A 19,119-nucleotide genomic window follows, 5' to 3' on the forward strand; every position below is an offset into this window, starting at 1 on the left:
TTCGGGGAGATTCACTGGAGATTGCCCATGCCGGACCTGAACACCTCCGCCAACATTGCCACGCAAGACGGAGACTGGTGGAGGGGAGCGGTGATCTATCAGGTCTATCCACGCTCGTTTCAGGATACGACAGGCGATGGTTTCGGTGACCTTGCCGGTGTGACCCAGCGCCTGCCATATATCGCATCGCTCGGTGTCGATGGTATCTGGCTCTCGCCGTTCTTCACCTCGCCCATGGCCGATATGGGCTATGATGTTTCGGATTACTGCAATGTCGATCCGATGTTCGGCACGCTCTCGGATTTCGACGCGCTGATTGCCGAGGCCCACAGGCTGGGTCTGAAGATCATCATCGATCAGGTGATCTCCCACACATCCGACCAGCACCCCTGGTTCAAGGACAGCCGGGCAAGCCGCACGAATTCCAAGGCGGACTGGTATGTGTGGGCCGACCCCAAGCCGGATGGCACCGCACCCACCAACTGGCTGTCGGTGTTTGGCGGTCCCGCGTGGGAATGGGACGGCGTGCGTAAGCAATATTACATGCACAACTTTCTGGCCTCCCAGCCGGACCTCAACTTCCACAATGTCGAGGTGCAGGATGCGTTGCTGGAGACAGTTCGTTTCTGGCTGGAGCGCGGCGTGGACGGTTTCCGTCTCGATACTGTCAACTACTATTTCCACGACAAGCTGCTGCGGGATAACCCGCCGCATGAGCCGGATAGCGACGATGCGGGTCTCGATGCGCCTGACGTCAATCCCTATGGCATGCAGAGCCATATCCACGATAAGACGCAGGTCGAGAACATCGCGTTCCTCAAGCGGTTCCGCTCGCTTCTGGACGAGTATCAAGGCCGCATGACGGTGGGCGAAGTGGGGGACGGTGCCCGCTCTCTCAAGACGGTCGCCTCCTACACGGCTGACGGTGACAAGCTCAACATGTGCTACACCTTCGACCTTCTGGGCGGTGATTTCTCTGCCAGCCATATTCGCGGTGCCGTCAGTGGCTTCCAGAAAGCTGTGACAGATGGCTGGGTCTGCTGGGCATTTTCCAACCATGATGTGGTGCGCCACCTCAGCCGCTTTTCGGAGGGTGCGGAAGACCATATGCGCGTGGCAAAGCTTGCCTTCAGCATTCTTGCCACGCTGCGTGGGTCGATCTGCCTCTACCAGGGCGAAGAACTGGCGCTGACGGAAGCCGAACTTGCCTTCGAAGACCTGCGCGATCCCTACGGCATACGATTCTGGCCCGCCTTCAAGGGTCGTGACGGCTGCCGCACGCCGATGGTCTGGGAAACGGGCAAACCCAATGCAGGATTCACGACTGCCGATAAGCCCTGGCTACCGGTGCCCTACGCGCATGCCATGCTGGCGGCGGACGGGCAGGAGCGCAAACCGGACTCCGTGCTCAACCATTACAAGGCCGTACTGGCCTTCCGGCAAAACCACGCCTCGTTGCGTGATGGCGACATGGTATTTCTGGACACTCAACAGGATTTGCTGGCCTTCACCCGCCATAAGGGCAAGGAAACGCTGCTCTTCGTGTTCAACCTGACCCGGGAGCCGGTCGAGTTTCTGATCCCGAAGGATTTGACGGTCACTGAAGTATTGAGCATGCCAAGCTTCGAGCCGCTGTTCGACGCCGGTACGGTAAAACTGGATGCGCTGGATGTGTTCTGCGGGAAGCTTGCGTGAGCAGCGGGTGCCTTATTGTTCAGTCAGGCGAAACGTCGCTGGATGATTGGGCAAAATTGCGTTTCCTGCTGTGGCCTCAGAGATCATGCGATGAACATCTAACCGAACTGAATCAGTTTCTTTCTTCGCCAGAGAAACAGGCTGCTTTCATGGCTTATTCGGAAACGGGTGTTGCAATAGGTTTTGCTGAGGTCTGTCTGCGTTACGATTACGTCAATGGATGTAAGACATCCCCTGTGGCCTTCCTTGAGGGCATTTTTGTCGAGGAGGCCCATCGCAGGATGGGTGTTGCACGCGCTCTGGTTGGACAGGCGGTCGCGTGGTCGCAAGACAACGGCGTAGAGGAGCTTGCTTCTGATGCAGGTATCGAAAATATTACCTCTCACACCATGCACAAGGCTCTCGGATTTGAAGAAACTCAAAGGGTTGTCTACTTCCGACGCAAACTTACAAAATCCCCTTCGTCATCTCGGGGTCGAGGCTGAGAATGAACTGCCAGAGCAGCGCCTTGTCGAACTGCTCTTCACGGCACATCATCCAGCTTAGCGCCTGCTGGGATGACCAGCCCTTCTTATAGGGTCGCGCAGAGGTCAGCGCGTCGAAGACATCGCATATGGTGGAGATGCGCACTTCCGTGCGGATCTTTTCGGCGGCAAGCCGATCTGGATAGCCTTTGCCATCCAGACGCTCGTGATGGGACCGACAGATTTCGAGCACGAGCGGTGACATGCCGGGCGTGTTCGACAGAAGTTGATAGCCCCGTTCAGGGTGCTGCTCCATCAGCGCACGCTCTGCCGCGTTCAAGGGGCCCTGTTTTTGCAGGACCTGCAAGGATATCGTGAGCTTGCCGATATCGTGGAGGATCCCGGCCATGCAAAGCTGCTGCACGGTTTCCTCGTCCATCTGCATGGACCTTGCGAAGTGAAGCATCAAAGCAGCAACCGCTAGCGAATGGACGAAGGTGGCGCTATCGCGGAAGCGCAGGCGTGACATGCCGATGTAAAGCGATGGATTTTCCTCCATCGTTTTCGCCACGTCGTTGACCAGGGGCGTGAAGGCCTCAGGCGAGATGGTGCGACCCTGACAGACGTCGCCGATCAGCGAGCGCGCTTGCGCTGCCTGATCCTTGATCTTCAGTGCCGTCGCCAACTTGTCCTGTTTGGTCGCAGTGGTAATATTGCGCGCGCCGGAACCGCGTGAAGAAGACGTGATGTCGCGGCCCAAGGCAGTATTGATGAAGACGGCGCTGACGTTGCTGTTCAAAATCAGATCGATGTCATTGCCTGATCGGACAGTAAAACGCCGCCCCAATGTCGGGCTGTCCTGCCATGCGCCTTCGACAGCTTCGACGAACATGCCAATCTTCAATTGCGACTTGTCTATCCTCGTTACAACCACAGAATGCTCCGGCAGCGATACTCCAATCCCACAACAGGTTATTTAACGTAACTATCTTAATTTAATATGAGTACATCTTTATATTAAGGCCTGTTTCTTTAGCCGGATGAAGATGTGATCAGCGCAAAGCGATCGACATCGACCATTCCCATGTCCGAAATCTTCAGATGCGGAATGACGGGCAGGGGCAGGAACGCCACCTGCAGGAAGGGCTCTTCCAGCGTGGTGCCAAGCGCGTAAGCCGCCTTGCGCAAGTCGTGCAGCGTGTCACGCACAGTCTCGTAAGGCTCAAGGCTCATCAGGCCCGCCACGGGCAGGGCAATCTCGCCGGTGATCTTGCCGTCTTCGACCACGACAAAGCCGCCCTTGATCTCGCCCAGGCGATTTGCCGCCTGCGCCATGTCGTCTTCGCTGACGCCGACGACGCAGATGTTGTGGCTGTCATGCCCGACCGTCGAGGCGATGGCACCCTTTTTCAGGCCGAAGCCCTGCACGAAGCCATTGGCGTGATTGCCGTTCTTGCCGTGGCGCTCGATGACGGCGACCTTGATGATATCGTTGTCGAGATCGACACTCGTCTGGTTTCCATCCGTGGGCAGCGTGTAGCGACGATGCTCGGTGATGATCTTGCCCGGCATGACGCCGATGACCGGCGTCTCGCCCTCGGTTGCTGGAACGCCGAAATGGGAGGCCTGAACGGGGCGTGCCTTGACGCTGTCGAGGCCAACGGCAGCCACCGGCTTTCGCGTGGCGAAGAGTTCGTCGGTCACCTTGCGCCCTGCCGAGAAAACCATGCTGGCCTTGCAGTCCTGCAACGTGTCGATAACAACGAGATCGGCGCGCCAGCCGGGTGCGATGAGGCCACGGTCTCTCAGTCCGAACGCTTTCGCGGCGGAAATAGAGGCCGCGCGGTAGATCGCCAGCGGCTCCACGCCGCTGCGGATGGCGGTGCGGATCATGTAATCGAGGTGGCCTTGCTCGGCGATATCGAGTGGATTGCGGTCATCCGTGCAGAGCGCCAGATAGGGCGACAACCGCTCCGTGATGATGGGCATTAGAGCATGCAGATCCTTTGACACGGACCCTTCGCGCACCAGAATGTGCATACCCTTGCGAATTTTCTCCATGGCTTCAGTAGCGGTCGTGCATTCGTGCTCTGTCCTGATGCCCGCCGACAGGTAACCGTTGAGCGCGGTGCCGGATAAAAGCGGCGCGTGACCATCGATGTGTTGGCCCTGAAATGCTTCCAGCTTTGCCATGCTGACAGGGTCTTTGTGGATCACGCCGGGGAAGTTCATGAACTCAGCAAGTCCGATGACCTTGGGATGGTCACGAAACGGCAGCAGCTTTTCGATTGGCAGATCGGCGCCGGATGTCTCCAGATGTGTCGCGGGCACGCAGGATGACAGCTGGACGCGAATGTCCATGATGGTTTCCAGCGAGGAATCGAGAAAGAACTGGATGCCTTCGGACCCGAGAACATTGGCGATTTCATGCGGATCGCAGATCGCCGTCGTAACACCGTAGGGCAGCACGCAGCGGTCGAATTCATGCGGCGTGACCAGCGAGGATTCGATGTGCAAATGCGTATCGATAAAACCGGGCACGACGATCTTGCCGGTGATGTCGATTTCCTCCACACCCACGTAGGTCTCGCAGGTGCCGATGATGGTGTCGCCACAGATCGCGATATCGGAGGCAACGAGCTCGCCCGTGACGAGGTCGAAAAAGCGGCCACCCTTCAGGACGATATCCGCCTTCTCGCGCGCTGTACCCTGATCGATTCTGCGTTCAAGTGCCGATGCCACGTGTTACCTCATGTCAATTCTTGGTTGGCGGGGATTAAGCCAGATGCGCCAAGGGCTTGTCCAGCTTGCTTTACCATAAAACAAAACCGGGCGCGTCATCCGCACCCGGTTTCACTTTGCCTATCAGGATCAATTACTCGGCGGAAACGATCTTGCCGTTTTCCCACTTGTAGAGCGAGAACGCCTGCGACGACAGGTCGCCCGTTTCGCCGTAGGTCAGCTTGCCAATGGCCGTTGCAACGGGTTCACCAGCCTTGAGAACCTTGGCAACGGCTTCCGCATCCTCTGCGCTGCCAGCCTTTTCGATACCGGCTTTAAGCACTTCCACGGCTGCATAGGCGTTCAGCGTGAAGGCTTCTGCCGGAATGTTGGCAGCCGTCAATGCTTCGGCAGCTGCCTTGGAATCGGCGCTCTTGGTTGCGTCAGCTGCGTTGGTGAAAATGGTGCCAGCGGACGCATTGCCCCCGATGCTCCAGAATTCGGAGTTGGACAGACCATCACCACCGATGACGGTTGCCTTGGCACCGGCATCCTTCAACTGGCGAACCAGAAGGCCGGCTTCAGGGTGATAGCCGCCGAAGTAGACGACATCGACATTCTCGGACTTCAGGCGTGTGGTGAGTGCGCTCAGATCCTTTTCGCCCGGTGTCAGCGCGTCGTAGAACACTTCGGTCACGCCGCCGCCATTGATCGTCTTCTTGAAGGAATCGGCCAGGCCTTTGCCGTAAGCGCCCTTGTCATGAATGATGGCGATGCGGCGATCTTTCAGCTGTGTCAGCACGAGCTTGGCCGCCACTTCGGCCTGCTGGTCATCGCGACCGCAGGTGCGCAGCACGTTCCACAGATCGCGGTTCGTGAGATCGGGTGCAGTCGCCGTCGGCGTGACCATCAGGATGCCGTTTTCGGCAAACACGTCGGATGCCGGAATGGCAACGCCTGACGTGACAGGGCCTACGACGAAGCGAATGCCTTCGGCAACCAGTTGGTTGGCGGCAGATACACCCTGCTTCGGCTCGCCTCCGTCATCGGCCAGCTTGAGAGTGACTTGCTCGCCCAAAATGCCGCCATTCTTGTTGATGACGTCAACGGCGGTCTGCGCGCCCTTCTTGACCTGATCGCCATAGGCAGCGACGGGACCGGTCAGCGGCGCGATGAGGCCGATGACGATCTCGGCATGCGCCAGAGGTGCGAAGGCGACGGAAGCGGCAAGCGTCAGGCCGGATAGGATCTTGAATTTCATGATAGTCTCTCCTTGGATTGGGTCGTGTCCCCTGGATATCGCCGGAGGCAGGGGCGCTTTCGCAGCGCAGATCATCCCTGTCCCCGACAAAACGGTGCCGTTTCATGTTTGATTTCCGACACCCTGTTGTGGTCTTACCCGTCAGAGGCGATTTCGCAAGCCATGTTTGATCTATTTCAGAACGGGCTGCGTAAATCCTCTGTGAGTGCAGACCAGATGCCCTGTGTGCGGGCCATCGTCTCTGGCTTTTCAACGCTGACGGGGAGATAGTGGCGCCATGACACCGTCCGACGAAGAGTTCCTGAAAAATCTGCCGGTCTTTCTGCATTTCGAAGATGTGGCCGACCCGACGCTGTACCGCGCCTTACCAGATGGCTGGGCACTTGCGCTCGCTGACATCATCGACTCGACCGGTGCCATCGACAGCGGTCGCTACAAGGCGGTGAACATGGCGGGCGCTGGCGTGATTTCCGGCCTGCTGAATGCGTTGCAACGGCATGATCTGCCTTTCATCTTCGGCGGGGATGGCGCGGCGGTGGCTATCGCCCCGTCACAGATCGATGCGGCGCGCGAGGCGTTGTCCAAGGTGCAGGCGTGGGTCGCAGACGACATCCGGCTGACGCTAAGAGCCGCAATAGTCCCCGTGTCGGTCATTCGCGAAAACTGGTTCGATGTTCGCGTGGCGCGGTTTCAGGCCAGTGACGACGTGTCCTACGCCATGTTTTCCGGGGGTGGAAATCACTGGGCCGACGAGCAGATGAAAAGCGGGCAGTATCTTATCAGCGCTGCGGAAAGCGGTTCGAGGCCTGACCTTACGGGGCTGTCCTGTCGCTGGAACCCCATCGAAGCGGCGCGCGGCAAGGTCGTTTCGATCATCGCATTGCCGGGCCCCAACACTGATCCACTGGCGTTCCGGGGTATCGTCGCCGAGATCGTGGCCTTGGCAAACGAAGACGGGCGTGGCGGTCATCCCGTACCGGTCGAAGGGCCGCCGCTGGGTTTCATCCGCGAGGGGCTGGTGCTGGAAGCCAAGGCGCTGTCTGGCTATCGCGACAGTCTCTCGCAAATTCGCAAGGGCGCATGGGTGCTGTTCCAGACCGTCCTGATCGCCGTGCTTTACTCATTCAAGAAGACGGTTGGTCGGTTCGATCCAGTCCAATATAAACGCTCGGTCGCCAGCAACACGGATTTCCGAAAGTTCGATGATGGGCTGAAAATGACGGTGGATGTGGACCCCGACACCTTGAAAAAGATCAAGGCGCGGCTGGAAGGTGCATCACGCGAGGGTATCTGCTTTTACGGGCTGCATGAGCAGGACACGGCACTCATGACCTGTATCGTGCCATCACCGTTGTCCCGCGACCACATGCATTTCGTCGATGGTGGTGATGGTGGATATGCAAAAGCTGCGACCCATCTGAAAGCCCAGATGCAGCCTGTTTTTTAGCAGAAACGAAAAACGCCACGCATCCTCACGGACCCGTGGCGCTCGATGCTCTGCATCCGCGCGGCCAGCTTTAATGAAGCCGGTCCACAGCCGATGTTCGCGCTATCATCAGGCGGCAGTTTTTTCCGCGCTAGCGGCTTCTGTTGAGCAGTAGATGCTTTCCAGCGTTTCCAGGATTTTCTTCACCGATTCCGATGTGCTGGAATAGTAGATGGTCTGTGCGTCGCGGCGTGTCTTCACCAGACGCTGTGCGCGCAGCTTGGACAGGTGCTGGGAGAGCGCGGACTGGCTGAGCCCGACCTGTGTCGCAAGGACGCCGACCGGCACTTCGCCTTCGACGAGACTGCAAAGGATCATCAGCCGCTTTGGGTTTGCCATAGCGGAAAGGAGGCCTGCGGCTGCAGTGGACTGTTCTGAAAGCGATTCTGTATTCATATTCTCACTTCTCCTGAGTGAAGCCCGCCCCGGACCACATCATTGGCAAAACGAAATGTTATATGGCTCAAGTGTATCAATTTGGTAAGATCGTTGTATATACCTAAATCTAAGGTACAGACTACCCTTTATTAGCATTATGTGAAATTGGTGTGTTTTGGCGTGTTATTGTAAATAAATAGTCGAAAATTCTATTTTACGCCGTCCTAACAAAGTTCATTGGGTAAAATTTTCGTTATCACTGTGGTTGCGGGTATTTCGTTTTTTCAATTGCAAAATCATTATCCGGCTGAATGGTTTACGATTTTTCAGCTCTCCCCCCAGATTTCGCACTGTCACGTTGGAAAGCAGTCTTACAGATTCGCTTTGGGCAAGCCGCTGCTATACATTTCGAGATGGAAATATGTCAGCAGAATCGCGCGATCTCAAACAGGCGGGGGGTGTAAAGAGGCTGCGACACGATGTTTCCATGCCGCAGCCGATTGTCTCATCTGTGCCGGTGCATGGTCAGTCCGCGCACCACATCGTCGGCAGAGACGGTGCCCACGATGGTGCCGTTATCGACGATGCCGATGACACCCGGTTGCCGCGTCATGGCGTCGAGGATATCGACCAGCGGCGAGTTGGGCCGCGCCGTGGCCGTCACTGACAGCCCGGAATTTTCTGCCGTCACACCCCTTCGCATCACATCCGCCGCCGTCAGCATCGAGATCGGGTTCATGTTCTGCACGAAATCCGCGACATACTGATTGGACGGGTTCTTGACGATCTCCTGTGGCGTGCCGCACTGGATGATATGCCCGCCATCCATCATCGCGATACGGTTGCCGATGCGGAAGGCCTCATCCAGATCGTGGCTGACGAACAGGATCGTCTTTTTCAGACGGCTCTGGAATTCCAGCAGCTCATCCTGGAGGCGGCTGCGGATGAGGGGGTCGAGTGCCGAGAATGGCTCATCCATCAACAGGATCGGCGCGCCGGTCGCAAAGGCGCGGGCGAGGCCAACGCGTTGCTGCATGCCGCCCGAGAGTTCGCCGACCTTGCGGTCTGCCCAATCCGAGAGATTGACGAGTTCCAGCTGCTCGGCCACCCGCTTCTTGCGTTCGGCGTCCGCCATGCCTGCAAGCTCCAACCCGAAGCCGACATTGTCGGCCACATTGCGCCAGGGCAGCAATCCGAACTGCTGGAACACCATGGAAACCGTGTGGGTCCGCAGTTCTCGCAGTGCTTTCGTGGAGGTCTTGTAGGGATCGACATAGCCTGAAGGCGTCTTGACGCTGACCGTGCCTCGCACCACCGGTGCGAGACGGTTGACTGCGCGCAGAAGTGTCGATTTTCCAGAACCCGAAAGGCCCATCAAAACAAGGATTTCGCCTTCCTTGACGCTGAGTGATGCATTGGCGACACCCAGCACAAGGCCGGTCTGCGTGTTGATTTCGGCACGCGTCTTGCCCGCGTCCAGCAGGGACAAAGCCTTTTGCGGATTGTTGCCGAAGACGATGTCGATATTTTCAAAAATAATCGCGTCACTCATGCTTCATCCTCCGAACCTGGAAGTCGGAACAGGCGGTCGAGTATGATCGCCACGATGACAATGCACAGCCCAGCCTCAAAACCCATGGCGATGTTGACAGTGTTAAGCGCGCGAACGACCGGTACGCCAAGACCGTTGGCACCCACAAGTGCCGAGATGACCACCATCGACAGCGACAGCATGATGGTTTGCGTCAGCCCCGCCATGATCTGCGGCGTGGCAAACGGCAGTTCGACCTTGCGAAGCACCTGCGACGGTGTTGCACCGAATGCGACCGCAGCCTCCACCAGAGCCGGTGGTGTGGAGATGATGCCGAGCCGTGTCAGGCGAATGGGGGCGGGCAGGGCAAAGATCACCGTTGCGATCAACCCCGGCACCATGCCAAGCCCGAAAAGCACCAGCGCCGGGATCAGATAGACGAAGGTCGGGATGGTCTGCATCAGGTCCAGAGCCGGACGCATGAACGCATAGGCCCATTTGCGCCGGGCCGCGAAGATGCCGAGCGGCACGCCGACAATCATACAAACGGTGCTGGCTGCGATGACCAGCGCCAGCGTTTCCGTAGTCGCCTTCCAGTATCCCAGATTGATGATGAGCAGCAGGCCGAGGGCAGTAAAAAGTGGCATGCCGATGGAGCGGCGCATCCACGCCGAAAGCGCGGTCAGCAGCGCGACGATGATGAGCGGATGGGGTGCTTGTAAAACATAGAGAAAAGCGTCGATGACGCTTTCGAAAATGAAGGATAACCAATCAAAGAAAAAAGAGAGATTTCCGGTTAACCAGTCGACTGCCTCCTTGGCATATCGACCGATCGGCAAACGATTTTGAGAAGCGCTGAGCCATTCCACGGTAAGATCGGACCTTTCGTGAACGGAGTCATGATCGTCTTCCGACCGGCTGGCCGGAAGACGGGTTCAAGGCACTGAGACCTGCGGCTAGAGGCCGAGAGCCTTTTTGGCGGCGGGCAGGGCGTCTGCACTGCCATCCTTCGTCTTCACGCCAGCAAGCCATGGCTCGATGACGGATGGGTTGGCCTTCAGCCATTCGGTTGCCGCGACTTCGCCCTCTGCGCCGTCGTTCAGGATCTTGCCCATGATTTCGTTTTCCATGGGCAGCGTGAAGGACAGGTTTTTCAGGAAGGTACCGACATTCGGGCATTCCTGCACATAGCCTGCGCGCGCATTGGTGTAGATCGTGGCGCCACCGAGGTTTGGCCCAAAAACATCGTCGCCGCCGGTGAGGTAAGTCAGCTTGAAATTGGAGTTCATCGGGTGCGGCTCCCAACCGAGGAACACGATGGGGTCGCCGGATTTCTCGGCACGGGCCACTTGCGCCAGCATGCCCTGTTCGGAGGATTCGACTACGTCGAAGCTCTTGAGGCCGAACGAGTCCTTCTCGACCATGCCCAGAATGAGACGGTTGCCGTCATTGCCGGGCTCGATGCCGTAAATCTTGCCGCTCAGATCGTCGCTATGGGCTGCGATGTCCTTGAAATCCTTGATGCCGAGTTCGGCACCCTTGGCGTTGGTGGCCAGCGTATATTTCGCACCGGTCAGGTTTTCACGGATCGTTTCCACCGACTTGTCGTCGCGATAGGCTTTGATGTCGCCTTCCATGGTTGGCATCCAATTGCCGAGGAAGACATCGATGTCCTTGTTTTTCAGGGAAGTGTAAGTAACCGGTACGGAAAGAATTTTCACATCCGTCTCATAGCCAAGGCTTTTGAGAATAACGGATGCCGTGGCTGTGGTGGCGGTAATATCTGTCCAGCCGACGTCCGAAAAGCGGACGGTGCCGCAACTGGCAGGTTCCGCTGCCGAAGCGGCGGTGGTGAAGAGTGCCATTGCAGAAACTGCTGCGGCAAGGGCCAGACAGCGGTGGTTTTTTGCAAGCATTGCTTACTCCCTGTTTTTCAAGTTCCCTATCCATTATCAATATATGCGACGCACAATCAACTCATGCGCATTTGCGACACGGTGTAAAATTTCCTGAGTGCATCTGCCGCGTGTCTCAAAAGGGCGAAACCTGTGTGTTTTGTCACCCCGCTCTTGCCCTTTGTCCAGTCCACCCTGCAAAAGGCCAGAAACAAGGACCGGAGGGCAGGATGGCCAAGCTCTACTTCAACTATGCGGCAATGAACGCCGGTAAATCCACCATGCTGTTGCAGGCGTCGTATAACTACCACGAGCGTGGCATGCGAACGCTGATCTTTACCGCCGCCTTCGATAACCGAGCAGGCGTCGGCAAGGTCGCATCGCGCATCGGCCTCTCCTCCGACGCGATGGTTTTCGATGACACCACGGATATTTTCGCCGAAGTCGATCGCCTGCATGTCGAAGAACCGGTTGCCTGCGTCTTCATCGACGAAGCGAATTTTCTCTCGGAGCACCACGTCTGGCAACTGGCCGCGATTGCCGACAAGCTGGGCATTCCCGTTATGGCCTATGGTTTGCGCACGGATTTTCAGGGCAAACTGTTTCCTGCATCCAAGGAACTTCTGGCTATTGCCGATGAGCTGCGCGAAATCCGCACCATCTGCCACTGCGGGCGCAAGGCCTCCATGGTCGCCCGCTTCGATTCCGACGGTCAGGTCGTTCGCGAAGGCGCGCAGATCGATGTCGGCGGCAACGAGAAATACGTGTCCTTCTGCCGCCGCCACTGGCTGGAAGCCGTCAAGGGCGAGTGAGGTCCGGGCCTGCCTGCGACAGGTTGGCCCATTTGATATTGGTCAAGGAACAGGGTCGCTTCGAGGCGTAGGACAGGGCATGGAGAACCGCACATCCGCGGTTTCGCTCGGGAGTTAGCCTCATGATAAACAATGTTATCCGCCTCGTTGCCGGCGCTGCTCTGGCAGGTGTCCTCGCATTTCCGGCTTTCGCCGCCGATATCGAAATCAAGATGCTCAACAAGGGATCGGATGGCCAGGCAATGGTGTTCGAACCCGCAGCCGTCAAAGCCAATATCGGTGATACCATCACCTTCGTTCCCGTCGATAAGGGCCACGATGCCGCCGCCATCAAGGGTCTCATTCCCGATGGCGTCGAGGAATACAAAGGCAAGATGAACGAAACGCTGAAGGTGACCGTGGGCAAGGAAGGCGCCTACGTCTTCAAATGCACACCGCATATGGGCATGGGCATGGTGGCTCTGGTCGTCGTCGGCGAGACGCCAGCCAATCTGGAAGCGGTCAAAACGGGCAAGCTGCCCAAGAAAGCGCGGGAAAGACTCGATGCGGAACTGACCAAGCTCAATCTCTGAGCGCTTTTAAGTCTCCCGCTTTGAGAAAAGGTCGCACATATCTATATGAGCGGCCTCTTTTCCGGCTCGTGATTCGGGAGATTACCCCATATGGCGAAATTGCCGTCTTTTGACAGCCAGTTCGAGAAAACGAAAGCGCAGGCACAGCGCGTGCAGTCGCTGGCGTCCGCGCTGGCTGAGGCGTTGGGTGACCTGCCCGATGTCACCTCGCAATCCGTTTTCGAGACCGAAACCGCGAAACTGGCCGAACTCCATGCGGACAAGGCTTCAGTCGAGACCGATCTCCTGAGTTTCACCAACACGGTCGCCACGCACACGGACGATGCCTATGCGGCGTTCGACAGGGTCGATGAGGTGGGTCGGCTGCAATCGTTTTTCGGCTTTTTCCGACGGGCCAAGGCAAGCTCGTTCAAGGCTGTGAGGGCAAGAACGCTGGCGATTGCGGATAGCTTGCGGTCCACGCTTCTGGAGGCAGCCAGCGTCCATGAACTGGCGTTGGCGGACAGACAAAACGCGAGCGCTCTGGTTCTTTCCTGCGAACCGAAGCTTGTTGCCAGCATGGAAAAGCGGCGCACCGTCGTCTCCGCCATGGATGAGGCACGGCAGCGTGACAAGGAGCTTGCCCTTGCGCTCAGCACCCTCAAACGCAAGATCAACGACGCCACAGATCCGGCGCGGCTGGAGCAACTGAAGGCGGAAGATGCTGAGACGAGTGGTCAGTACGAGACGCTGCTGGCGACCCGCAAGCGTCTGAGCGACGAACACCATGTGCTGGATCGTCAGGCGGTTTTGCTGGGTGATCTGATCGACGTGCTTAATGATCAGGTTGCGCTCCAAACACTCGTCATCAACAAGCTTTCCATCGAGGCGGAGCGCTGTCTTCAGCTTTATGATGCAGCCTATGGCACGCTGGAACCTCTGTCGGCACTCGCGCAACGGTCTACGTCCTCCGATGACGCAGCAACGAAGCCGCTGCCGCTCAACGCTTTCGAGGAGCTTTTGCGGCTTCACACCGAGGGCGGTGTGACCATGCAGGATATCGACAAACGCAAGGCAAGGATTGATGAGGCGTTGCTACGTCGGCGCTCCGGCGATACCTAACCCGACGCCTGACGTAACCAAGAGGGGAAAAACGCACGCCCTTCCGTTGTATCGGGCCTGTCGGCACCATATGTTGTCGGCAGCGATCCACGCACGGATCGCGTTATTGTTGCGTCAAGGAGAGTTTAAAGATGCTCGATCCGGTAATCGCGTTTTTCAAGCGCATATTCGCAGCGCTTGGGAGCGGTGTTTCTCTCGTGATCGCATGGCTTTTCTGGCCGTTTCGCGCAGCCAACGGGTGGTATGGAAACAGGCAAGGCTTCGTCAAACTGCCGATTGCCGCAATCCTCATTTTCATCGTCGGTCTCTACGGCTATTTCATTTGGCAGACGCAGGTCTGGACGAACTTCAATCCTGATTACGTCAACAATTACAAATACTCCGAGCGCACATTGAGTGCAGGGCAGGAACTGCCCGCAGCGGCGCCTGCGCCTTCCGCCACGAGCACCACCACGACAAGCGAACCTGCTGCACCCGTGGTCGCTGCGGCCAAAAGCTGCCAGAGTTCCGCTATCGTCGATATGTCTGCAGACCTGATCGACTTCAATGTCGACCAGAATTCGTGGATTTCCTCGATGCTGCTCTATCGTCTCGGCCTGTTCGGCATTGATTGGGACAGCACGCCGTTTCTCGACAACAAGGCCTCGTTTCAACGTGGCGTCAATCAGGCCGTGCGCCGCACATCGGTCGAGCTGGTCGATTCGATTGGCCGCGTCCGCGGCACCTCCGGCATCGATTCCAACCTTCAAAGCGCCCGTGGCAATCTGCAGTTCGACGAGTATTCCTGGTATTTTGGTCTGAACCCTTTCGGCCCGAAAACGCCGAGCCCGAGCTATTATCGCTCTGCGGCGGAAAGCCTGCGCAAGTTCAACGCGAGCCTGTCCCAGTGCAACTCCGTATTTGATGGCCGCGCCGATAACCTTATCCAGTTCATCGACCGTATCGCCAACGATATCGGCGGCACGTCCGCCATCCTTCGTGAGCGTTCAGAAAACTACAATGGCGGCTGGTTCGATACCCGTGCGGATGACCGTTTCTGGTTCGCCTACGGCCAGCTGTACGGCTATTACGGCATTCTCTCCGCAGCCGGTGCCGATTTCTCACAGGTCATTCGCGAGCGCAATCTGACCAGCCTGTGGAACGACACGCTGCTTCAGACCCGTGCGGCCCTTAAAATCCAGCCATTCGTTATTTCCAATGGTGATGAAAGCGGCTGGATCATGCCATCGCATCTGGCAACCATGGGCTTCTATGTGCTGAGAGTGCGCTCGAACCTTGTCGAGCTGCGGTCCGTGCTGGACAGATAAAGAGGGAGACTGGCGCTTCGCTTTTGCGAGGCGTCAGCTGATCAGTTTCAGGCGAATGGATTTTGCCACAAGCTGCGTGCGGTTGACGCAATCGAGCTTGCGGATCGCGTTGTTCAGATACGCATTGATTGTGTGATCGGAGAGCGACAAAATCTGGCCGATCTCGGCTGAAGTCTTGCCCTGGGACGTCCAGTGGATGACCTCCAGCTCCCGCTTGGTCAGGGTGCGGGGCGCAACCATCTCAGCCCGGCGCATGCGCTCATAGGCGTCGAAGGCGTGGATGGCGATCATGCCGAGCTCGTTGATCGCAACCTGCGACAGCGCCGGGCACGTACCATCGAAACGCACCAGATGCCTGTCGCCATTCAATGCGCTTGTGGGAATGACCAAGCCATTGGCAATACCGTACTTCGTCAGAAGCTCCACAATGGGTTTCGCTTCCGGCTCGCCCGTATCGAGATCACTCAAAGCCCAGAATTGCGGGATCAGAGACTGCTTCACCTTCGGAAGCACCGGGCAAACACCCAGCAGCCGCATCGAGTCGAATTCCCTGATGAAACGTATCGGCAGGGTTGATTCCACTAGTGTAACCGCCAGCAGGTTCTCTTCAGGATGCGGTATGCGCATCAGACTTGCATGGGTAAAGCCGAACTCTTTCGCGATGCCCGAGAGCACCTGTAGCCAGCGAGGACGGCTTTCTGCGGCCGATATCTCTTGACTCAGTAGCGATTGCCGTTCGAGCGTGATCATCAAATTTTTCGTTCGTGATAATTAATATGTTATCGGTGACAAATATACGAACCAGCCAAAAATTCCACTGTTTATTTCAATTTTGGTTCCCTGTTCGTAATATTATTACGAACTGTTTTAATTCAAATAGGTGCATATACAAACCAACGTTGCATGCACGCGTGGCAACCTTTGGTTAAGTCGTTGAAATACCTTATCGCTTTAGGTGGTGGCGCAAGATCAGATGTCCGTCGTGCCCTGAGCAGGCTTGCTTTTTGCCATCAGTTTTTCCAGAAAACCGAGCATGACCGCCGATACCACGAAGGCAAGGTGGATGATGGTGAACCACATGAGTTTGCTGTCGGTATACTGATTGGCGTTCAGGAAAATCTGCAAAAGATGGATGGAAGAAATCGCCACGATGGACGATGCGACTTTGATCTTGAGGCTACCTGCATCCAGCTTGCCCAGAAAAGACACCTTGTCCTCGCCCTCATCGAAGCGGCTGACGAAGTTCTCGTAACCCGAAATCATCACCATCACGATCAGGCTCGCCACCAGCGCCGCGTCGATCAACGCCAACATCGCCAGAATCATTTCGGCATCCGTGTAGACGAAGACATTCTCCGCGATCTTGAGAAACTTGAACCCGAACGACAAAGCATAAACCGCCAGCGCCGCCACAAGCCCCAGATAAAACACCACCAACAGCCAGCGGCTGGAAAGAATGATGCGTTCTACGAGCAGTTCCAGAGATTTCATCGGCGGTTTCCAGGTGAGTTCAGTGGCTGAGGGGTCTTGTTTCGCGGGTTGATCTAGGCGGTCCCGCGCTGTGCTTCAAGTGCCATGGTGGGGTGACGCTCTTAAAATGCGACGTGGCTAAAATTTCTGACAAGGTCCATCCTGTGCGCTCCACCAACGCAAAAGCGCCGGGATAAATACCGGCGCTTTCTAGTTTCCAAAGCGGTTGAGTTCAGAACTTCTTGGTAACGGACACCTTAAACGAGCGGCCCGTCTCGCTGTAGAAGTCCCTGCTTGCCACGGTGGTGCCATCTGGAACGTCGATGGCGTTAAAGTATTTTTTGTCGAACACGTTGAAGATACCAGCTTGTATTTTCAAACCGGTAATCTGCTCAGGTTGCCACCACACTGTAGTATCGACAACACCGTATCCGGGCGCTTTGAAACCTGTTCCGCTGATTTTGTCTCTCGCCGATGCCATTGTCAGCGAAAGGTCCGTGCCCCATGTCTCGGCGGCATAACCTAAACCTGCAATGGCGCGAAGCGGTGCAACGGAATTAAGGTAAGCACCAGTGCCCGTTTCACGACCATGCGACCAGGCCAATGAGCCCCATGTGCGCCAGTTGTCCGTAAAACGCCATTCGCCTGCAAGTTCGACGCCATAAATTCTGACGCGCGCGAGATTGTCGTAACCCGTAATGCCGCCGACTGGAAAATCTCCGCCCGGAGGAGCGATGGTCACAGTATCGATGAAGTTACGATAATAGTTGTCGAAGATCGTCGCAGAGACATTGTAATCGTTGGCGCTGTACTTTGTACCAACTTCGAAGCCATTGCTGGTTTCAGTCTGAAGATCGGGGTTGCCGATTCGAGCATAAGAACCCGGTGCACCATATGTCTGGTAAAGCTCAGTCGCGCTTGGTGCGCGGAAGCCCTGAGACCATTGCGCAAAGAGTTCCAGTTCCGACGTCGCTTGCCATGCGGCGCGCAGCTTCGGAGAGAAACGAGAATCGCTCGTTCCTTCAAGGTAATCCGCATCGAACAGGGGGCTGTCCTGATAGGCCGCCGTGTTTTTGGGCGAGTGCTTGTAATAGTCGAAGCGCAAACCGGGCGTGATGGTCAGGCTGTCGTTCATCAGCTTGATGTCGTCTTCCACATACATGCCGAAAATGACGCTATCGACATCCGGCATGTCAGAAGAATTCGAATGCAGCATGCGGCAGCTTTGGGGGCCGTATGGTTGAGCGATTGTCGTCCAGTCCACGTCAGGGCAATTGTCGATGCCAGCCGAGTACTGGTGCGTATCTTGCCAGCTAAGCTCTCCACCGAAACGAATTTTATTCGAAATACCCCCAAGCTGAAGCTCTTTTGACGCATTTCCACTTAAACCGTAAGAGGTTTGTTCGAGGAGGTTATCGCGGTTATAAATGCCTGTGGGAAAACCGTACAACAATGCCGCGCCATTTGGTGCAAAAACGCGGGCATCTTGCAAGCGGAAGCCATCGGTCGTGTTGTTCAGCTTTTGCTTCTGCCAGTAAGCAACGATATTTGCCTGATCAAGCCAGTCAGAATTATCCGGCGAAAGGAAATCGTAAGATGCAGAGATGCGTTTACGGTCAACTTCCTCTCCGGATTTCAGGGTGCCTTGTCGATAGCTCGCGGTGGTTCCCTGCATATTGTCGAAGTCTTCGTCACGATTGAACAAATCGCCCGTGAGGCCGATTCGATGGCCGCCGTCGATATACTGATGGAGTTTGACGAGTACGTTTTTCTGATCGAAGTCGCCGGGATTTTCATCGGTTCTGGTTGTGCCGAACCCGCCGATCGTGCCTTCGTTCTTGGTCTCGTGACCTTTTTTATAGCCGCCCTGAACCAGCAACCACGTATCGTTGGCGCGACCAGCGATGGCGGCGTTGTTGCTCCAGCTTGTGTCTCCGCTGTCATAGGTGCTTTTCGTTACAGCGCCGAAATTCTTACCCGCTTCTATGATGTCTTCCGCGTTGAGGGTTTTCAATTCAACCACACCACCCAATGCACCCGAGCCAAAGCGGCTGGAATCTGCGCCCTTGGTGATATCGACCGAGGAAAGGCTGTCGAAGTCGAAGGCGTTCAATCCCCCGCGTGCTGAGTCGCGCGGATCGGTCAGCCAAGGAACGCGAATGCCATCGAGTGTGGTCAGAACGCGGTCGTTTTGAAGTCCGCGTAGGTTCACACTGTTGGTGCGTCCGTTGAAATTGACGCCAGCGTCCACGCGACGCGCGAAGTCTTTAAAATCCGTGACCATGCGTTGTTGAATGACGACGCGGTCGGTTTTCTGGGTGAGAGGCGAGTTTTCCGCTTCTCCATTACCTTTGACTTTTCCTTGAACAGTGATCGTCTCAAGCAGGGTTGAGCCTGACTGGGATGTTTCCTGTGCCATTGCTGGC

17 protein-coding genes are annotated in these 19,119 nt (G+C 56.6%); 7 read left to right on the plus strand and 10 right to left on the minus strand.

What is annotated here, in order from left to right; genetic code table 11:
• Nucleotides 1-27: 27 nt before the first annotated feature.
• Together bglA and aac(6') are read left to right on the plus strand one after the other, a co-directional pair.
• Nucleotides 28-1,695 (plus strand): beta-galactosidase BglA, encoded by a 1,668-nt coding sequence (gene bglA, locus QRN55_RS07560; RefSeq protein WP_284776114.1) that lies wholly within the window; start codon nucleotides 28-30, stop codon nucleotides 1,693-1,695.
• Entirely contained in the window at nucleotides 1,692-2,180 is a 489-nt protein-coding gene (aac(6'), locus tag QRN55_RS07565) for an aminoglycoside 6'-N-acetyltransferase (RefSeq protein ID WP_284776116.1), read from the plus strand. The genes bglA and aac(6') overlap by 4 nt, the downstream gene beginning before the upstream one ends.
• Here aac(6') and QRN55_RS07570 read toward each other — a convergent pair.
• The 3 genes from QRN55_RS07570 to QRN55_RS07580 form a co-directional block, all read right to left on the minus strand.
• Complete coding sequence (locus tag QRN55_RS07570; RefSeq protein WP_284776118.1) at nucleotides 2,143-3,093, minus strand: HD-GYP domain-containing protein; 951 nt, start codon at nucleotides 3,091-3,093, stop codon at nucleotides 2,143-2,145. The two genes, aac(6') and QRN55_RS07570, sit on opposite strands and share 38 nt — an antisense overlap.
• Before the next feature lie 98 nt (nucleotides 3,094-3,191).
• Complete coding sequence (gene ade, locus QRN55_RS07575) at nucleotides 3,192-4,901, minus strand: adenine deaminase (protein WP_284776120.1); 1,710 nt, start codon at nucleotides 4,899-4,901, stop codon at nucleotides 3,192-3,194.
• Nucleotides 4,902-5,034: 133 nt separating this feature from the next.
• Complete coding sequence (locus QRN55_RS07580; RefSeq protein WP_284776122.1) at nucleotides 5,035-6,141, minus strand: branched-chain amino acid ABC transporter substrate-binding protein; 1,107 nt, start codon at nucleotides 6,139-6,141, stop codon at nucleotides 5,035-5,037.
• A gap of 277 nt (nucleotides 6,142-6,418) precedes the next feature.
• Here QRN55_RS07580 and QRN55_RS07585 point away from each other — a divergent pair, with 277 nt between their 5' ends.
• Nucleotides 6,419-7,588, plus strand: coding sequence for a DUF3095 domain-containing protein (locus tag QRN55_RS07585; RefSeq protein WP_284776124.1), 1,170 nt, complete (start codon nucleotides 6,419-6,421; stop codon nucleotides 7,586-7,588).
• A 108-nt stretch (nucleotides 7,589-7,696) separates the two neighbouring features.
• Here QRN55_RS07585 and QRN55_RS07590 read toward each other — a convergent pair whose 3' ends face one another.
• The 4 genes from QRN55_RS07590 to QRN55_RS07605 form a co-directional block, all read right to left on the minus strand.
• Nucleotides 7,697-8,023, minus strand: coding sequence for an ArsR/SmtB family transcription factor (locus tag QRN55_RS07590; RefSeq protein ID WP_284776126.1), 327 nt, complete (start codon nucleotides 8,021-8,023; stop codon nucleotides 7,697-7,699).
• Between the two features lie 487 nt (nucleotides 8,024-8,510).
• The gene (gene choV, locus QRN55_RS07595; RefSeq protein ID WP_284776128.1) at nucleotides 8,511-9,557 is read right to left on the minus strand and encodes a choline ABC transporter ATP-binding protein; all 1,047 of its coding nucleotides are present in this window, start codon (nucleotides 9,555-9,557) and stop codon (nucleotides 8,511-8,513) included.
• A complete protein-coding gene (gene choW / locus QRN55_RS07600) occupies nucleotides 9,554-10,405 on the minus strand; it encodes a choline ABC transporter permease subunit (protein ID WP_284776130.1) in 852 nt (283 codons plus the stop codon). Before choW ends, choV begins: the two co-directional genes overlap by 4 nt.
• Before the next feature lie 87 nt (nucleotides 10,406-10,492).
• Entirely contained in the window at nucleotides 10,493-11,452 is a 960-nt protein-coding gene (locus tag QRN55_RS07605; protein WP_502871302.1) for a choline ABC transporter substrate-binding protein, read from the minus strand.
• 209 nt (nucleotides 11,453-11,661) lie between these two features.
• Here QRN55_RS07605 and QRN55_RS07610 point away from each other — a divergent pair, with 209 nt between their 5' ends.
• The 4 genes from QRN55_RS07610 (at nucleotide 11,662) to QRN55_RS07625 (ending at nucleotide 15,223) form a co-directional block, all read left to right on the plus strand.
• Entirely contained in the window at nucleotides 11,662-12,243 is a 582-nt protein-coding gene (locus tag QRN55_RS07610) for a thymidine kinase (RefSeq protein ID WP_284776132.1), read from the plus strand.
• Between the two features lie 122 nt (nucleotides 12,244-12,365).
• The gene (locus QRN55_RS07615; protein WP_284776134.1) at nucleotides 12,366-12,815 is read left to right on the plus strand and encodes a pseudoazurin; all 450 of its coding nucleotides are present in this window, start codon (nucleotides 12,366-12,368) and stop codon (nucleotides 12,813-12,815) included.
• 90 nt (nucleotides 12,816-12,905) lie between these two features.
• Nucleotides 12,906-13,916 carry a hypothetical protein gene (locus QRN55_RS07620; protein WP_284776136.1) on the plus strand — a complete coding sequence of 337 codons (1,011 nt, stop codon included), beginning with the start codon at nucleotides 12,906-12,908 and terminating at the stop codon, nucleotides 13,914-13,916.
• A gap of 131 nt (nucleotides 13,917-14,047) precedes the next feature.
• The gene (locus QRN55_RS07625) at nucleotides 14,048-15,223 is read left to right on the plus strand and encodes a DUF2333 family protein (protein WP_284776138.1); all 1,176 of its coding nucleotides are present in this window, start codon (nucleotides 14,048-14,050) and stop codon (nucleotides 15,221-15,223) included.
• Nucleotides 15,224-15,256: 33 nt separating this feature from the next.
• Here the strand turns inward: QRN55_RS07625 and QRN55_RS07630 are convergent, their stop codons facing one another.
• The 3 genes from QRN55_RS07630 to QRN55_RS07640 form a co-directional block, all read right to left on the minus strand.
• A complete protein-coding gene (locus QRN55_RS07630) occupies nucleotides 15,257-15,973 on the minus strand; it encodes a helix-turn-helix transcriptional regulator (protein WP_112499550.1) in 717 nt (238 codons plus the stop codon).
• A 219-nt stretch (nucleotides 15,974-16,192) separates the two neighbouring features.
• Nucleotides 16,193-16,714 carry a TIGR00645 family protein gene (locus tag QRN55_RS07635; protein WP_112499551.1) on the minus strand — a complete coding sequence of 174 codons (522 nt, stop codon included), beginning with the start codon at nucleotides 16,712-16,714 and terminating at the stop codon, nucleotides 16,193-16,195.
• A gap of 211 nt (nucleotides 16,715-16,925) precedes the next feature.
• On the minus strand, nucleotides 16,926-19,112 hold the full coding sequence (locus QRN55_RS07640) for a TonB-dependent hemoglobin/transferrin/lactoferrin family receptor (protein ID WP_284776141.1): 2,187 nt from the start codon (nucleotides 19,110-19,112) through the stop codon (nucleotides 16,926-16,928).
• Nucleotides 19,113-19,119: the final 7 nt, after the last annotated feature.

The sequence above is a fragment of the Agrobacterium sp. lyk4-40-TYG-31 genome, from assembly GCF_030209855.1.
GTDB classification, from domain to species: domain Bacteria; phylum Pseudomonadota; class Alphaproteobacteria; order Rhizobiales; family Rhizobiaceae; genus Agrobacterium; species Agrobacterium vaccinii.

Coding starts and splice junctions, on each gene's coding strand:
- bglA (WP_284776114.1), top strand. CDS start 28: ATGCCGGACCTGAACACCTCCGCCAACATTGCCACGCAAGACGGAGAC.
- QRN55_RS07580 (WP_284776122.1), bottom strand. CDS start 6,141: ATGAAATTCAAGATCCTATCCGGCCTGACGCTTGCCGCTTCCGTCGCC.
- QRN55_RS07585 (WP_284776124.1), top strand. CDS start 6,419: ATGACACCGTCCGACGAAGAGTTCCTGAAAAATCTGCCGGTCTTTCTG.
- QRN55_RS07590 (WP_284776126.1), bottom strand. CDS start 8,023: ATGAATACAGAATCGCTTTCAGAACAGTCCACTGCAGCCGCAGGCCTC.
- choV (WP_284776128.1), bottom strand. CDS start 9,557: ATGAGTGACGCGATTATTTTTGAAAATATCGACATCGTCTTCGGCAAC.
- QRN55_RS07605 (WP_502871302.1), bottom strand. CDS start 11,452: ATGCTTGCAAAAAACCACCGCTGTCTGGCCCTTGCCGCAGCAGTTTCT.
- QRN55_RS07610 (WP_284776132.1), top strand. CDS start 11,662: ATGGCCAAGCTCTACTTCAACTATGCGGCAATGAACGCCGGTAAATCC.
- QRN55_RS07615 (WP_284776134.1), top strand. CDS start 12,366: ATGATAAACAATGTTATCCGCCTCGTTGCCGGCGCTGCTCTGGCAGGT.
- QRN55_RS07620 (WP_284776136.1), top strand. CDS start 12,906: ATGGCGAAATTGCCGTCTTTTGACAGCCAGTTCGAGAAAACGAAAGCG.
- QRN55_RS07625 (WP_284776138.1), top strand. CDS start 14,048: ATGCTCGATCCGGTAATCGCGTTTTTCAAGCGCATATTCGCAGCGCTT.
- QRN55_RS07630 (WP_112499550.1), bottom strand. CDS start 15,973: ATGATCACGCTCGAACGGCAATCGCTACTGAGTCAAGAGATATCGGCC.
- QRN55_RS07635 (WP_112499551.1), bottom strand. CDS start 16,714: ATGAAATCTCTGGAACTGCTCGTAGAACGCATCATTCTTTCCAGCCGC.
- QRN55_RS07640 (WP_284776141.1), bottom strand. CDS start 19,112: ATGGCACAGGAAACATCCCAGTCAGGCTCAACCCTGCTTGAGACGATC.